We start from the raw sequence: 17456 nt of genomic DNA, 5'->3' as shown, positions 1-17456 counted from the left end.
TAATGGTGAGTGGGTTGCCGATACATAAAGTACAGGACTATTCATGCGATTTTAGAAAGCGAGGGAAGACAGTGACCAAACGGAAGCAAGATTCAAAAGTGTTGGAAGACCAGCCGAAAGGAGTGCGAGTCGTGAAGAAGAAATTGCGGTCATGGGCAAGTCTGATGCTTGCTGTGGCTTTGTTGTTTACATTAATCCCTGTTCAATCTGCATCAGCAGCTGATCCGATCAATAATTATTTCAAATTTGATAACTTAAGTATGTCTGAGGGCAATCCTACGACATGGTATAACAGCACTATTAATGTGAGTGCATCTTTCAATGGAATATCTGACCAGACCATAGGCTACGAAGTGGCAGCGTGGAAAGGGAATGAATGGAAGCTGACAAGCAACGGCAGAGATATCAGACCAAGCATTACCGGACCAAGTTCTTTAGCTTATGCGGGTATCCGGTTAGAGGAAGGTCTTAACCGCATTACGCTGATCGGTATATCTACCAGCAATGGACTGGAGGGTATTGGAACGGCTTATGTTAAATATTCCAATGTTCCTGCGGTCAGCAAGGTAACACTCCTGGATGGAGCTGGACGTGAGTTAAAGGCTGGACAGCAGACTATGGTGACCAGCGAACTAGTGAACTTTATGGTGGAGGCTGGCAACGCGACTAGACTCACGATTAAAGGAAAAAGCGTAGCCCCGCTTTCAGAGGGGATGTTCCTGGTTAGTGACTTTAAACTGGATTCAGGGCTGAACAAGCTTGAATTTATTGCATCCAATGATACGAAGACCTATTCAATCTCGCGCGATGTAGTTTATTTCAGTGGGTACAGTGCAGATCGAGGAACTATCTATGATACAAGAATTGGTTCGCTCTCTCTGGAAGGAAATCCAACATTAAGTCCCGATACCGGTTCTCGAATTAGTGGTGTAGTGAGTGGTAAAGTTGTATTCAAAAAACCTGACGCAAGCACAACGCTTAGTCCAGACATCACCGTAGAGTATGATGGAAGGAAATACAAAACCAATATCACGAATACGGAGAATCAAGACGGTCTGATTATTTTGACCTACCGAACTATTGCGGGAGGTGGAGATCCGAACTTTGAATCTGGCGGAACGGTCAGGCTAACCAAAGGAAGCAGTTCAGCACAGTCGATTAGCATTACGGGAACACTGTTTTCTGGCGGACCCATCGTTAATGACAAAGTCAATTTTAAATTTTACGATGCGACACAGCCTCATATTGTAAACGTTGAGCAGATTTATCCTTCAAACCCAGCGACTCCTTCCATTTATGAGTCCTCAATACCTTTTACAGATAATACGCTGATCGGTGAGCTTCCAATCTGGTTAAAGGTAAACGTGAATAATCTGGATGCTGGAACCTCAGGCAAATTAGAGGTCAAACAGAACGGTGTGGTTATCAAGACATTCAATAGCTCTGCGCGTGAAATCAACGCTCTGATATTCGCAGTGTCTGATCTTAGAGAAGGTGAGCTGATATTTGAGTACTCCGTTATCAATAATAGTAATGTCATAACGGATACGTATTCTACAGCTGTTCGTTACACGCCATCTCCATTTATTGAACTGCTGAATATCTACAACGGGGCTACTTTTACAGGAAATAACACGGATCAGCCTGAAAAGAGAGGAAGCAAGCCATTTACAGGACTTCAGGGCAAACTCATTAATTTCAGTGCTGACGATCATTCAACCCTCAGAGCAAGTGTGAACGGCAAGAGTATTAATGTGAGTGTCAACTCCGCTGGAGAGTTTAGTATTGCTAATGGTACAAGTGCGGGCCAGATGATGTTGGTTTCAGGACCTAACAAACTGGAGTTCAGCGGCCGGACGAGCGGGATTCCTGTCACCACTACAATTACTATTTATTTGTTCTCTGAATATGTTCCGATTATTAAAGATGCCGTTCCGCTTCCATATGAGAAGACGGTACCTGACACAGAAGTTTTCAAACCTTCAGCAACAACCGATGACCTATTCAATACAACTGCAAACAAAATGGATCTGCAGTTTGTGGTATCCAATGTATCGGATCTGAACATTTATTTGGACGGGACTTCAAACCGGATACTATATGCTTCACTTGATGGAGGAGATACCTTCATCGTTAAAGACAGCAAGAATCGGGAAGGCTCCTCGGCCCCTTATAGACTGGAAACAATCCGCTCAGGCAATAACTATCATGTGATCCTGAGAACCATTGATCTGATTGAGCCAGGGACGAGATCGGTAACCATCGAAGCCTATGACGGAGCTTCCAAGGCAAGAAAGACCATTCAGGTAACTCGTGAGTATGAGAACTTTAAAGTGCTTTCTCCTAAGCTGCCGCAGGAAAGTGTCATTAAACAGAATTTCCTCAATGTATCCATCGAAGCTGACGGCGCAGATCGGGTAACTATTGGTAAGGAAGATATGGTGAAAGACGGTCTGAGCAGCATCTATCGTCTGGAAATCAAGAATTTGAAAAAGGGAAAGAACACGATCAAGTTTACCGTGTACCGGGGAGAGGAAAAACTGAACGGAGAGTTTGCGGTAAACTACACCGAAGAAATAGCGATTGGATCCCAATATAAAACGGGCATAGCCAAGAGTGGTAAAGTTAGTGCTTTCAAAGGAAACCTTACATTAAGTCTTCCAAAGGGAACCATGCTTCAGGAGCCTAATAATAAGCCTGGTGAACAGCCAGGAACCGGCTCTGAGCGAAGTATTAATATGTTTGATAACCAAGACGTGTTGGTTGGTATTGCCGATCCTACAGACGGGCGGACCATCAAGAACATTAATATCGATGGTGTAATGACACCGGTCAACAGTTCCAGTGATGCCAGAACCAAGTTAATGCCGCTTGCACATTATGGTTTCATCTCAAGTCTGTATTGGCTGGATGCGGGGTACTTCTCCTCGGTTCCTAACAGCGCCGGAGAACTCAGCTACGATACCAAATCGGGATCGCATCCGTACGACCCGTTCTTCATTAATCGCGGAGAGAGATGGATGGAGCCATCACAGCGTGGTACAATTTCACTCAAATACGATCACAATATTGTGAATGTCGCAGCAGCCAACATCGGCATGTGGAGATATGACCCGAATTCTGGTACATGGCAGAAGCTCGGCGGTAAAGTTGATACTAATAAGAAGACTGTAACAGCTTCCTTTGACGGCTTCGGATATTATGTAGTTGCTGGAATGCGCTACAGCTATGATGATGTTATCTCACATAACTCTGCACGTAACGAGATTGAAATGGCCTTGTCCAGAGGATTCCTGAATGCCCGGGATACGGCAGAGTTTAATAGCCACGAGTCTGTAACACGCGGTGAATTTGCAACCATGCTGGTCAAAATTTTAGACATTCCTTTAGATTATCCTTCCGGGGATGATGAATTGACGTTTCAGGATGTTGGCCGCTACTATGATTATCGTTGGGACTACCGTTATATTGAGACAGCCGTGCGTAAAGGTATTGTGCGTGGAACTGCACCGAGAGCCTTTCTGCCTGGGCAGCCGCTGAAGCGTGAGGATGCAGCGGTTATGATTGCCAGAGCCATGAACCTGAAATTAGGTACTTATGAGAAAGACCTGGCCGCGCTGCAGAAGAGTTTCACGGATTCCGGTAAGATTGCATCCCGATATTCTGTCACCTCGATTCAGGCTGTAATTAAAGCCAAGGTGATGAACGGAATTCAGAATGAATTGCAGCAGAACCAGAAGAAACCAACATACCGCTTTGATCCACAGCAGCCATTCACTCGCGCTCATGCAGCTTCAATTGCTGTGGAAGTAGCGAAAAAAATGAAGAAACTTTAAGAAACAAATCATAAGGGGCGCTCAAGAGATTTTAGATCTCTCGGGTGCCCTTTTCAAGTGACAAGAACCTATTACCATTTACAGATCTTTGTAATTTCATGTAGAATACGCTACAATAGCGAAAGCACATATTATTTTTTAGAGGGTGAAATTGAATTTATGAAACCGAAGTTATCAAAGCCGCAGCTGGATTATATGAAGGCGAAGACACAGTTTGAAGATAAAGCGAAGGTTATGGAGAGTACGATCGAGAAGAAACGTAAGCAGGTTCCTGAGATTACCCAAGAAATTATGGAAGGGCTAGTTATGGAGACAGGCTTTCATAATGCGTTCAACGATCTTACGATAGCAGAGAATGCATTGATTCAGTGGTCGCATGTAACGATCAAGCATGAGAAGGAATACCGCGACAACAAATTCCAGATCGAAGAAATGTACACTAAGTTGAACGATGACCCGCAAATGCGTGCCCGTATTATTCAGCTCGCTATGAAAATCCGATAATTCCTCATACAGATCAGACGCCGATGCCGGCGTCTTTTTTTTTATATATTGAGGTTTAAAAGTGCGTTGTTAGGCTCACAGGTGGGTAATTAAACTTGGTTTTAGAAAAAAAACAAAAAAATATTGGCAGCACCCGCAACTTTTTCCGAAACCAAACGTTTAAGATGTAGAGCACAACGAGATGCCCAACATGTTCCGGGTGAAGAAATAGTTTTCTGAATTAGAAAATTGTTCTTTACGGTTATTGGTAAGCATTGTATAATACCTTAGGTGGGATTCTAGGAATCTACAAAATAGGTGAGTGTTCGACTCTGGTTACAAGTTTCTGTGATACCCGTCACAGACATCATTTATATGATTTCTGCTCAACTCGGGAAGGAGGTGCAACGATATGAGTAATAAGAGCTACTATTCTAAAGACAAAAATAATATTAATGTTTCGATCCAAGGAGGAGACAAAAAGGTTATGAAGAAAATTTTATCCGTAGCACTGTCTACAGCAATGGCATTCTCCATGTTTGCTTCTGTTGCATTCGGTGACGATGCACTTACAAACCAACAAAAGTTTGACGTACTTAAAGAAGTTAAGGTTCTGAATGGTTACCCAGACGGTCAAGCTCACCTTGACAAAGATCTGACTCGCGCTGAGTTCGCGAAAGTGGTTTCCACTCTGATGGGCCTTCAGCCAGTAACTGGCCAACTGTCTTTTAAAGACAAAGGCTACACAGCTAAGAACTGGGCTGTTCCTTACATCGAAGCAGTATACTCTGCTGGTCTGATGGAAGGTAAGAACACGACGAAGATGATCTTCGACTACAACGGTAAAATCTCTGTTCAAGAAATGGCAGCGGTATTGGTTCGTGCATTGAAACTGGATATCCCTTCTGATGTGAACAATAACGCATCCACTTGGGCTAAAGGTTATGTTCAAGCTGCAATTAACGAAGGCATCGTGGGTGCAAATGTTGACCCGAAAGCAAACGCTACAAGATCCTTGATGGTTGACACTGCTTATGCAATCTACCTGTCCGAGCAGCAACCAAAAGTTGTAGATTATGCTGTTACTGAAAACGGTAAAGTTGTTACATTTAAATTGGCTAACAACGAAAGCGTGAAAGTAACTCTAAATACTGCACTGGTAGCTAACACAGCAACTGAGGTTCCATTCGAGTATGCTGGTTACAAGTACAATGAATCTGTAACTTGGGTTGTAACTACTGCAACTAAAGTGGATAGCGCAAGTGCTAGCAACCTTAAAGAAGTAGTCGTTAAATTTAACGGAGAAGTTGATAAAGAATCTGCTGAGAAAGTAGCAAACTACTCTCTGAGATCTGGAAAGGTTATCGATAGTGTTACTCTTTCCTCTGACTTGACTACAGCAACATTGCTGTTGAAAGATCCAAGTGTACTTTCAAACAATAGAACTGATGCTGTTTCTGTTTCTAACGTAAAAGCTGGGAATACAACTATCAATTCCCAAAATATTGAATTTACTGCTATTGACAATGCTTTGCCTACAGTAACATCTGTTGTATCCCTTGGAACTAAATCTGTGAAGGTTGTTTTCAGTGAGCCAGTTAAGACTGTTGGCCAAACAAATTTCAATCTTGATGGAAGAGAGTTCTTCGGTAGAGTAACAACTAGCAATAACGACAGAACAGTAATTCTGACACCATACAGCTCTTCTGCTTTGGCTGTTGGAAACCATACGCTTACAGTAAGTGGCGTAAAAGACTATGCTGATTTTGTTTCTCTCGCTTCTACTCATGAGATCAACGTGGTTGAAGACACTGCAGCTCCTACAATTGCTGAAGCAACGGCAACTCTGGAGACTGTAACAATCACATTCTCTGAAGATGTGGATGTTGACACTGTTGATGCTGCGAAAGTTTACTGGAAGTCCGGTGATAACAAAATCACCGCAGTAAGCAAAAAACAGCTTGCAGATAACAAATGGCAGTTTACTTTCGGTGCTGAGAAATCCTTGCCTACAGGTCCTGTATCCATCTTTGTTGAAGGTGTAAAGGACTACTCTGGTAATACAATTGCAGCGAATAGCTCTGTAGTAGTTACTCCTGAAATTGATCAAACTCGTCCAGAAGTAACGGCAGTAAGTGCTGAAAATGCGCGTCAAATTAAAATCACTTTCTCTAAAGCTGTAAATGAAGCTAGCGCTGAGAATAAGGCTAATTATACTGTTAAGAACAAAGACGGTAACTCAATTACAGTTAAAGACGTTGTACGTGACACTAATGACTGGAAAGTTGTATACGTAAATCTTTACACTGACCTGTCTGCTAGTGGTGATAACACTCTGACAATTCAAAATGTTAGAGACAACACTAAATTGCAAAACACTATCCTTGACTACACAGGTAAAGTTAGCTTGGCAGATAGAACAGCGCCAGAAATCGACTCTGAAACAGTTAACACTTCCGATCGTCGTCTGGTAGTTAAATTCAATGAGAAAATGGATGTTGACTCTCTTGTTAATTACTCCAACTATCTTGTTGAAATTGACGGAAGAACTCAGCCGTTGACTTCTTCTATTGCTGAAATCACTCCATTCCAAGATGGCACTGCTGTATCTTTGAAATTCACTGAAAGCATCGGCAACAAAATTGTGCGTCTGGCTTCAGGTAATGGAATCACTGGTTACACTAACATTAACTCCTTGACTGTTCTTGCTGTTAAAGACGTCAACGGAAATGTTCTCAAAGAATTTACTAGTAATAACAGCAAGATTGAACTTGATGCTGATACAACAATCGCATTAAACGGTAAAGCTGAACTTGTTGATAGAAGAACTATCAAAGTGAAATTCAACGCAGGTATTGTTAACTACAGTGCAGGTGCATTTACTAACGTATCTAGTGTTGATGGTGCCCCACGTGTATCAAGCGTTGAAGTTGACGGTACTTCCACAGTGAATGTTAAGTTTGAGAATGACATTACTACTAGCGGTTCAAATGTGGATCTGAGAGTTGACCTGGATCGGTTAATCACTAATGCGGGTGCTACTACAACTGCAGGAACTGTGGATGTAAGCACTGCTGATGGTAACCTGAAAGATTCTGTGAAACCTGTTGTAAATAAAGCTGACACTGTGTATCCGTTCGAGGTAACAGTTGCTACTGGTACACCAAGCTTTGCAATTAAATTCTCTGAAACTCTTCAGACAAACTCCAACGTTGCCAGCGACCTGAAAGTGATTCGCAATACTGACAACAAAGAATTGAGTATTGCTGATGGGGAATTCAGTGCAACAGCTAGCGGTGACACTGTCACAGTTACATTAAACGATGGAGCTTCTAGAAGTGTTGCATCTGAATACCGTGTAGAAGTTAAAGATGCTCGTCTGATTGTTGATGCTGCTGGTAACCGAGCTGCTGACTTCAATGGAATTAGTGAACTGGTTGGTGGTCAAGCGGCACCAAGTGGTCTAGCTGCTGTAAATGATAATTTTGCTGCTGAAGATACTGGTGAAATTACTGGTTTGGATGCTGCGAAGTCATATGAGTATAAGCTGGCAAGTGCCCCCGTTTCTAGCTACGAGCTAGTTAGTGGCGCAACAAAAATTAGTGGTTTGCCTGCAGGGACTTATGTCGTAAGAGAAGCAGCGCCTTCAGGTGGTGTGCCAAGTGCAACCACTCAAGTGACAGTAGGTCAAGATGCACCTACTAATGTAGAAGCGGTTGATGCTGCAAAAACTGCGCTGACCCTGTCTATTCCTACTGGAACAGAAGATGATGCAGCTACAACCATCACTCTGCGTTCTGCTGGTGATCATGGGACATCGATCACTTGGGTAGTAAACAACAATGTTGTCAGTGGTTCATATACTACACCTGATAGACCTGCAGCTGGTGATGCTGCTAAAGAAGTAACATTAGTAGCTAATATCCAAAAAGGTAGCGTTACAGATCAAAAATCATTTGTTGTAACGGTTCCGGAAACTGGGAGTGACATTACTGTAGCGGTAGCTCCTTAAGTCAAATATATGTTTATAATAGGGCAAGCTGGATATCCAGCTTGCCCTATTTAATTAACTTATCATGGGATGGATATGGATGAAAAAAAATAAATACTTAGTTTCTTTAATGACTCTAATTATAAGTGCTACGTTAATCAGCAATATACTCGATACGAATATAAACAGCGCCAGCCCCAACACCCAGCCTGGCACCGCCGACGACCCTGTCGTTACCAAAAGCTACGTGGACCAGCAAATTCAGAAAGCTCTGGGTGGAGGCACAACACAGCCAACAAATCCAACTACACCAGACTCTACCAGCCCCGACCAAGATGCCAATGAAGTACAAATCGTCAGCCTGAGACCAGGCAAGATACTCATTGGCGAAGCTGGTGCAGAGTTTATCGTCCGCTCAGGTATTGCTGTCATTTATACCGAAGACAAAGATGGTGTAGCGGATCTGACAGACGGCAAGGATTTGGTAAATGGCCAATCTGCTCCTAAGAACCATCTGCTGTCATTTCCTAGGGATGGACGCGGTATTCAAGTGAAAGACGGACAGACCCAAGGTCTTGTTGTTATGGTTCGCGGAGGATACACCGTAAAGTAACTCTATGGCAGTTTCTTCTTATAATTATTGCCAACAGATACAGTGTTTTATACGTGTAGAGATCCATGCAGACACGCATAATACTCCTGTGAACTTATATCTCAGGAGGTGTATCATTGTATGGCTAATAACAATCGAAGAAATCGACAAGTTGTACCGGAAAGCCGCCATATGCTGAATCAGATGAAATACGAAATTGCTGCAGAATTTGGAATCACTTCAGGACATACCAGTTCTTACGGAGAAGATACGGAATTCGGTGGCGAGCTGGGCGAGATGGGCGGGAGCCATTCTTCTTCAAAGCGGCCGGGTTGGGGGCATTACACATCCCGTCAGAACGGTTCTGTTGGCGGAGAGATTACGAAGCGTCTGGTTCGTCAAGCAGAACAAGGGATGTTCGGCGGAATTGGCGAGCTGTAACGGCGTATAATCGCAGCATTTTCTCGCCTAATCTGCTTGCTGGCTGGATTGACACCTTGTATTAAATACGTTAATATGCTTGTTGAGGATTGTACATTCAAACCTTTTCCTATCGGAAAAGGTTCATTTTTTGTGTAAGACCTCTTTTTATACCACATACTATCCATATGGGAGGTTGATCTTATGACTTTAAAAGGGCGCCGCTTGTTTACATCTGAGTCGGTCACTGAAGGCCATCCGGATAAAATCTGTGACCAGATTTCCGACGCAGTACTCGACGCTTTTTTGGCCAACGATCCCAACGCGCGCGTTGCATGCGAGGTATCTGTAGCTACTGGTCTGGTTTTGGTAATTGGTGAAATCAGCACGAATTCTGAATATGTGGACATTCCGTCCATTGTACGCAATACCGTGAAAGAAATCGGGTATACCCGTGCTAAATACGGTTTTGACTTTAACACCTGCGCGGTGCTGACATCCCTGAACGAACAGTCTGCCGACATCGCACAAGGCGTAAACGCGGCTCTTGAGCATCGTGATCCTGCCCAAATGGATAAGGAAACCGAGAACATTGGCGCTGGTGACCAAGGTCTGATGTTCGGTTTTGCTACGAATGAAACACCTGAGTTCATGCCGCTGCCGATCGCATTGTCTCACCGCATTGCCAGACGTTTGGCTGAAGTGCGTAAAGACGGGTCACTGGACTACTTGCGTCCAGACGGTAAAACCCAGGTTACGGTTGAATATGACGGGGACAAGCCGGTTCGTGTTGATGCCATCGTGGTATCCACACAGCATGCTGAAGAAATCTCCCTGGAACAAATTCAAAAAGACATCAAAGAACAAGTTATCCTTCCTGTTGTTCCGGCTGAACTGCTGGACGCAGAAACAAAATATTACATCAATCCAACAGGCCGTTTCGTAATCGGCGGTCCTCAAGGGGATGCCGGTCTGACAGGCCGTAAGATCATTGTCGATACCTACGGCGGCTATGCTCGTCATGGCGGCGGTGCGTTCTCTGGTAAGGATCCGACAAAAGTCGACCGTTCCGCCGCTTACGCAGCCCGCTATGTGGCTAAGAACCTGGTTGCTGCTGGACTTGCCGACAAATGTGAAATCCAGCTGGCTTATGCCATTGGTGTAGCGACTCCGGTATCGATCAGTGTCGATACGTACGGAACAGGCAAAGTGGATGAGGAAACTCTGGTTTCCCTGATCCGCAACAACTTTGACCTGCGCCCTGCCGGTATCATCCGCATGCTGGATCTGCGCCGTCCGATCTACAAGCAGACTGCCGCCTACGGCCACTTCGGCCGTACCGACCTCGATCTCCCTTGGGAGCGCGTGGACAAAGCCGATGCTCTCAAAGAGCAAGCTGGCATCTAAGCGAATTGTAGTGTTGTAAGGTTTATAGAATAATATAGTCATTACCAAAGCCTGGTACCCAACTCATTGAGTAGGTACCAGGCTTTTTCCCTTTCAACAAAAAAAGGTACGAGGAAAGCGCGAACACAGCGAAGGGGCCGGAATTGATCTGGAGAAGCGAAGCGTTCGCCTTTGCACGTAAATTTCAACATTAATAAATAGAGATTCATAGAAATTTACGTGCAACAGCGATCGGAAGAGCAATCCGGAACCGTAGCACCGCGATTAATCGTAGTAAATCTTCTTCCACTTTTTTCGTAACTTTTCCCAATCTATGAAGTCTATTAAATAGAGACTTAACGTTCAGAAGCGACAATAGAGCCTGAACAAATAGATGGGAGAGTTATATTTAACATGAAACGCAAGGAAGAACACAGCAAGTCTAGCACATCGTCTATGGGAAAAAAATGGCTGGTTATCACACTAGCAGGCGTCATCTGGGTCAGTCCGGTACTGGGAAGCGGCATGCCGCTGCTGCAGGGTCCACTGTCATCATCTGTCGTTGAAGCAGCATCTTCGTCGGTCACCAAACTGGGGGAAGAGATCATTACATCCGGTGCAGTACTGATGAAATATCAATATAAATCCGGCAGCCAGACCACACTGGCCGATGTTATTAGGGTTGATCTGAACAATAAAAATGTCAAACTGGATGTTATGACAGGCAAGAACAGCCAGTTCACCGCAAGACAAAGCACGGGCGGTATGGCCAAGGAATATGGAGCGGTCGCCGCGATTAATGGAGATTTTTTCAATACAGGTGCACAGGGAGCTCCGATGGGCGGCCAGGTGGCAGATGGTGTTCTGATGTCGACACCTTCCCAATTAAAGGGCATGTATGCCTTCCTCGTGACAAAAGACGGTAAGCCTATGGTGGATGAATATACATTTGAAGGCAGCATTAAAGCCGAGAATGGAAGCACGTTTCCGCTGTCAGGCATGAACAAATCCGCTTATAAACCGGAGGGCGGTACATCCAATTACAGTCACCTCCATGCTGCATATATATACACAAGCGCCTGGAAAGCACTGGAGCGTCCTACGAACAGTTCCACGACGCCAACCGAGGTTATGGTGACGAATGGCATCATCACCGAAATTTCGTCCATGGCGGGCATCTCGTCGTCAATTCCTGAGGGAAGCTTTATCCTCCGGACGCACGGCAAGGCAGCGGAATTTGTCAAAAATAATCTATCGGTCGGACAGCGCCTCACAGCCAACTATTCGCTGGTATCCAAGCAAAACGGAGCCAAAGTCAATCCGGATACCCTGCAGATGATGATCGGCGGCCATACAGTCCTGGTCAATGGCGGCAAGGCGGCATCCTACTCCAGAGACGTCAGCAGCATTGGCGGTACACGTGCCCGCACGGCGGTTGGTTATTCCAAGGATAACCGGTACGTCTATTTGGTCACCGCGCAAAAGAACAGCAGCAGTGCTGGCATGTCCCTGAGTCAGCTGCAGCAGTTTATGGTCAGCATCGGGGTATGGAAGGGTCTCAACCTGGACGGAGGCGGCTCTACCACGATGGTAAACCGACCGCTGGCGGAGCAGGACACGCAGCTGACGTTCCAGACGGAGTACGGCACCGCACAGCGCAGTATCGTGAACGCACTGGGAGTATTTTCAACAGCACCTAAAGGGTCTTTAAAAGGCATCAAAGTCAGCGGTGATACGATGCTGCTGATCGGTCAAAGTGGCAAGTATGAGCTAAAAGGGTATGACACTTATTACAATCCTGTTGACATGAACAGCGTTAATCCGGTCTGGAAATCGAGCAACGGCAATCTCAAAACCAGCGGCGGCAGCGTAACCGCGGTCAAGCCGGGGACATCCACACTTACCGCTGTCAGCGGCAGTGCGACGGCCACCCTGAAGGTCCAGGTGCTGGGCAGTGACGATATTTCACAGCTTCGTGCAGGAACGCCAGCTGCTCCTCTGAAAGCAGGAACCAGCGTATCTGTGCCTGTGACGGCTGTGTTGAAAAACGGGAATACCGTCGATGTGCCGGACAGTGCACTGAAATGGGAGATGATCGGGTTCCAGGGCAAAGTAAGCAATGGTCAGCTGACCGTCTCCTCCGTGAACAGCAATGCCAAAGTTGGCTATGCCATTGCCCGGTATGACGGCTTCAGCACAGTGGTTGTTCTCTCAACGGCTGCAGAAAGCACGTGGGAAGATTTTGAAGCTGTAAACTACCCGATTAACTTCACCACCAATGTGTCTGGCGTGAAGGGAAGTACTGTGATCACGAAGGGCAGCGGGACTCAAGGAAATTCCAATGTTTTGCAATTAAACTACGATATGAACGGCGGTCTGGGTGAAAAAATGTACGCGTACGCTCAGTTTAACGGCACGACCGGCAAAACCGTCCCTGCGGCAGCGACTTCCATGTCCCTTGACGTCGAAGGCGACAATAGCCTAAACTGGCTCCGCGCGGAATTTAAGGACAAGAACGGCAAAACCGCGTACGTTGACCTGGCTAAAATCATCGACTGGACCGGCTGGAAGAAGCTGAACGTCGACCTCAGTCCTTATAACATGGCATTCCCGGCACAGCTGAAAAGAGTGTATGTGGTGAACGTGGAAGAAGGGCAGGACGAACGGGCATTAACGGGAACGGTGTCTTTTGACAATATTCGGTTTACGATGCCATCGCTCTCTAGTGATGCGGGACTACCTACAGGAACTGCGCTCATGACGATTGGGCAAAAATCGATGATGGTCAATGGAACCAAGGTGGCGACGGATGCTGCACCGCTGTTGAAGGGTGGAACCACTTACGTACCGATTAAATTCGTACTCGATGCGTTTGGCGGCCAGGCAACGTGGAACAAAGATGCTCAAAGAGTCACGGTTCTGCGCGGCGGAAAACTGATGGAACTCACCGTAGGCGAGAAGGAATTGGTGCTGAACGGGAAAAAAATGACGACAACCGTGTCTCCAATGATCACTGGAGGTAGGACTTTAGTACCACTTCGCCTCGTTTCCGAGCAGTTAGGCCTTACTGTAAAATGGGACAAGAACACGAAGACCGTTACGATCCAATCATGATATGGTATGATGTGTAGTATGAAACGTTAGAAATGGAGTAGAGTGCGTGGATTATCAAGCTGATGCCATTGATCGTGTCATTAAGAACGCCATCCAAGTGATGGAGGACAGCAAATACCAGATGTTTGAAATATTGGAGACCTCGCGTGACGAGCTGGTGTCTCTCAATCAGGAACTGCAGCAGGTATTGAAAGAAACGACGGAAACCTTGGAAAAGGTGGACCAGTTGGAGCTGAACTACCGCCGTTCCCGGATTCGGCTGACCGAGGTTAGCCGGGATTTTGTCCGGTACAGGGAAGAAGACATCAAACAGGCGTACGAGAAGGCGACGCAGCTTCAGCTTGATCTCATGATCTACCGCGAGAAAGAAATGTACCTGAAGGCCCGGCGCGACGAGCTGCAAAAAAGGGTGCGGAATGTCGAACATTCGGTGGAACGCGCAGAATCGATCGGCTCGCAGATGGGCGTGGTTCTGGAATATCTGTCCGGCGAGCTCGGTCAGGTGTCGCGGATCATCGAATCGGCCAAGAACCGCCAGGTGATTGGGCTCAAGATTATTTTGGCCCAGGAGGAAGAGCGGAAGCGGATTGCGCGTGAGATTCATGACGGTCCTGCCCAGCTGCTCGCGCATCTGGTTCTCAGGACGGAAATTGTAGAAAGAATGCTGGCTAAGCAGGAATTTAAGATGGTGCAGGACGAAATAGTAGATTTGAAGGGACAGGTTCGTTCAAGTCTGGAGGAAATGCGCAAAGTCATCTTTAACCTGCGTCCTATGGCTCTCGATGATTTAGGACTTATTCCTACTCTTCGTAAATACGTGCATGATTTTGAAGAAAAAACGAAGATCCGTACGTTGTTTGAGACACGGGGCAATGAGCATCGTCTCTCGTCCGCAATGGAGGCGGCCATCTACCGGCTGGTACAGGAAGGCCTCTCCAATGCGGCCAAGCATGCTTACCCGACGTATGTGCTGGTGGAATTGACTTATCAGGCCCAGATGGTAAAAATCGTCGTTCAAGACAACGGACTGGGATTCATGGTGGAATTACTGGAGCAGAAAAGCAAAGACCACTTTGGGTTAATCGGCATGCGGGAGAGGGTCGAGCTGCTTGAAGGGAGAATGGAGATTGATTCCGGCGAAAACCGCGGTACGAAGATCGTCATTCATATCCCGACAAACGTGGAGAAGAGAAAGGAGTAATAATATGGAGCATACGGAAAATGAAAAACAGAAAATCAAAGTGCTTTTGGCTGATGATCATCAGCTGTTCCGTGAGGGATTGAAGCGCATTCTGAACATGGAGGACGATATTGACGTCATCGGAGAATGCGGCGATGGCATCCAGGTGCTGGAATTCTGCAACGTGGAGAAACCCGACATCGTCCTGATGGACATCAATATGCCGATCGAGAACGGGGTACAGGCCACAGAGAAGCTGCGTGGGATGTTCCCGGAGATTAAGGTCATTATTCTATCCATTCATGATGATGAGAGCTATGTTTTCGAGACCCTTCGCAAAGGGGCCAACGGCTATCTGCTGAAAGACATGGAAGCAGAATCTCTGATTAACGCCATTCGTTCTGTGAATGAAGGCTTTGCCTTCATTCATCCGAAGGTTACGGGCAAGCTGATCCATCAGCTCCGCCGCATGACGTATGTCAATGAAGCGGGAGCAATGGCTGAGGGCGGTTCTCGGGAAGCTGGCGTGAAATTCGTTGCAGGGGACAATAATCCGCTGACCCGCCGCGAAGCAGAAGTGCTGCGCCTCATGGCTGAGGGCAAGAGCAACAAGATGATTGGGGAATACCTGTTCATCAGTGAGAAAACTGTAAAGAACCATGTCAGCAGCATTCTGCAAAAGATGGAAGTCGACGACCGCACCCAAGCGGTAATCAACTCCATCAAGCAGGGCTGGGTGACACTGTAGACCGCGCTCCAAGGTATGGAAGCGGGATATGCAGATGGAGGGGAATCGCCAAGAGGGCGGTTCCCTTTTTGTGTGATGGGAGTTGGCAGGAAGAGTCGATGGAGGCATCACAGGTGATGGGGGCGAAGAAGTGCGTTAACAAACGGGAGCGGTCTGCAGCAAGATGTGCTTCTGTCGCCGTTACGATGCTGTAGGGTGCGGGCGCTAGAGGGCGCCTCTTGTCACCGCCTCTGGTTTTGCGGCATATACTGCTGTAAGAGAAGGAGGTGAGTCTCATGGTGGCTCATTTGCTGTGGATCCTGGCTGCATATGGAGCGGCGGTTTTGCTTGTGCATGTTATGCATGCAAGATACGTGAAGCGGTCAGCTGACCAGAACCGAGTAGTGCAGTATGTGCTGGTGACCTCCAACCATGAGCGAAAGGTGGAGTGGATTGTGAGAGCCCTTTCACTGTATGCTTTGCTGCATGGTGTGCGTGTCCAGGTGACGTTTTATGATGAACAGTCCGGCGATCAGACCCTGGCGATTTTGCATAGACTTTCTGGCTGTCCGGATGTGGAGCTGAAGGTTATGGATCTGGATGACTCTGAGAAAGAGAAGCTGAAGCTGAGGTTAAGGAATTCCCGGAAGAAAGAGGACCGGGGCATCTATATTGATCTGCGTGTTCCTGCTGGTGCGGCGCGGATACCTTATGTACAGTGAGCAAGGGGATTTTAAAGGGGGAGACGGGGCATTTCATGATGCAATATGAGATCCATAGGAAGACCGAGTGAAGCACACTCTGGCCTGAAGGGGCGGGGTGTGCTTTTTTGGCATGGTTGGGGTGTTGGTGCATCCAGCTTGAAGGGCAGGTGATTGTGCTGAAAGGGAAAATTCTAGGAAGGATTACGTAGGGGGTTGGAGGATTTTCAGAAGGTTTCGAAGGAGGAGGTTATGGTATGCAGGCGGCGCTGTATGCGGTTCGGGAATCAGACTGGTGGAGGCTTGGCGTCTCACTTGATTGGAACGTGGATGTGTGGTGGTGGACAGAGCGGCCATTCGTTCAGGGTGGCACTCTGGGAGATGGTGGAGGAAATTTAGCGGGAAATGAGGTGGAACGAGATGCTAGGGAGTATGCTGGCGGTGTTGGGGAAACTTGGCATAAGAGTGATTTAGGCGATGGGCGGGTTAGACGCAGTAATAGAGATGTGCAGTACACGGGTGACATGGGGGATTGGGAGCAAACAGGTCATGTGGGTAATGCGGTCCAGGGGCTTGTGCTGCTTGCGCCAGCACTGCCGCTGGGTTGGACTGTTGAACTGCGGGATTCTTTTAAACCGGTACAGGAAATGGACGAATGGGGACAAAAGGACTGGCATCGGTACATACGGTCGGCACTAAAAGGCTTGATAGGAGATCAGCCGGAAGATCAGCGGCGGTACTGGCTGAACAGTGTCGGTGACGGGGAGATGATTAGTGTGAGGGTGTGGGGGCAGTCCGCCGTGTCTGAGGCGGGATGGCAGGGGCTGTATGAGCGAGCGGTTCAGCTCAGCGATCTTATGGAGGGCCGGGCGCTGCTGGCCGGCGAGGTGGAGGGGCTGCTGCAGGAGGCGGGCGCGGACACCGCCGGCTGGCTGCAAGCGGCGCAGCTCGGCGCCCTGCTGGGCCGCCTGCGCCTGAACGCGGGGCTGGCAAGAGCCGCCCCGCGAACCCCGCCCGGCTGGCTGT

At 47.1% G+C, this 17456-nt stretch carries 11 protein-coding genes and 1 pseudogene; all 12 read left to right on the top strand.

What is annotated here, in order from left to right:
* Window positions 1-131 precede the first annotated feature (131 nt).
* Complete coding sequence (locus HII30_RS21970; RefSeq protein WP_169506924.1) at window positions 132-3836, top strand: S-layer homology domain-containing protein; 3705 nt, start codon at window positions 132-134, stop codon at window positions 3834-3836.
* Between the two features lie 159 nt (window positions 3837-3995).
* The gene (locus tag HII30_RS20590; protein WP_169506923.1) at window positions 3996-4340 is read left to right on the top strand and encodes a hypothetical protein; all 345 of its coding nucleotides are present in this window, start codon (window positions 3996-3998) and stop codon (window positions 4338-4340) included.
* A gap of 391 nt (window positions 4341-4731) precedes the next feature.
* Complete coding sequence (locus HII30_RS20585) at window positions 4732-8331, top strand: Ig-like domain-containing protein (RefSeq protein ID WP_169506922.1); 3600 nt, start codon at window positions 4732-4734, stop codon at window positions 8329-8331.
* A gap of 109 nt (window positions 8332-8440) precedes the next feature.
* Window positions 8441-8923, top strand: a complete 483-nt coding sequence (locus tag HII30_RS20580; protein WP_246246790.1) for a hypothetical protein — start codon at window positions 8441-8443, stop codon at window positions 8921-8923.
* A 120-nt stretch (window positions 8924-9043) separates the two neighbouring features.
* Window positions 9044-9343, top strand: coding sequence for an alpha/beta-type small acid-soluble spore protein (locus HII30_RS20575; protein WP_169506921.1), 300 nt, complete (start codon window positions 9044-9046; stop codon window positions 9341-9343).
* Window positions 9344-9526: 183 nt separating this feature from the next.
* Window positions 9527-10729 (top strand): methionine adenosyltransferase, encoded by a 1203-nt coding sequence (gene metK, locus HII30_RS20570; RefSeq protein ID WP_169506920.1) that lies wholly within the window; start codon window positions 9527-9529, stop codon window positions 10727-10729.
* A 435-nt stretch (window positions 10730-11164) separates the two neighbouring features.
* On the top strand, window positions 11165-13822 hold the full coding sequence (locus HII30_RS20565; RefSeq protein WP_425496012.1) for a stalk domain-containing protein: 2658 nt from the start codon (window positions 11165-11167) through the stop codon (window positions 13820-13822).
* 46 nt (window positions 13823-13868) lie between these two features.
* Window positions 13869-15023, top strand: a complete 1155-nt coding sequence (locus HII30_RS20560; RefSeq protein ID WP_169506918.1) for a histidine kinase — start codon at window positions 13869-13871, stop codon at window positions 15021-15023.
* Window positions 15024-15027: 4 nt separating this feature from the next.
* The gene (locus tag HII30_RS20555) at window positions 15028-15750 is read left to right on the top strand and encodes a response regulator (protein ID WP_169506917.1); all 723 of its coding nucleotides are present in this window, start codon (window positions 15028-15030) and stop codon (window positions 15748-15750) included.
* Between the two features lie 68 nt (window positions 15751-15818).
* Window positions 15819-15944, top strand: coding sequence for a hypothetical protein (locus tag HII30_RS21895; protein WP_281363501.1), 126 nt, complete (start codon window positions 15819-15821; stop codon window positions 15942-15944).
* 81 nt (window positions 15945-16025) lie between these two features.
* Window positions 16026-16451: a hypothetical protein gene (locus HII30_RS20550; RefSeq protein WP_169506916.1), complete on the top strand. Its 426-nt coding sequence runs from the start codon at window positions 16026-16028 to the stop codon at window positions 16449-16451.
* Window positions 16452-16687: 236 nt separating this feature from the next.
* Window positions 16688-17456 (top strand): annotated as a pseudogene (locus HII30_RS20545) (hypothetical protein); the annotation flags it as partial.

The organism is Paenibacillus lemnae (genome assembly GCF_012933385.1).
GTDB classification, from domain to species: domain Bacteria; phylum Bacillota; class Bacilli; order Paenibacillales; family Paenibacillaceae; genus Paenibacillus_AQ; species Paenibacillus_AQ lemnae.
This window is presented reverse-complemented; position numbering and strand designations above follow the sequence as displayed.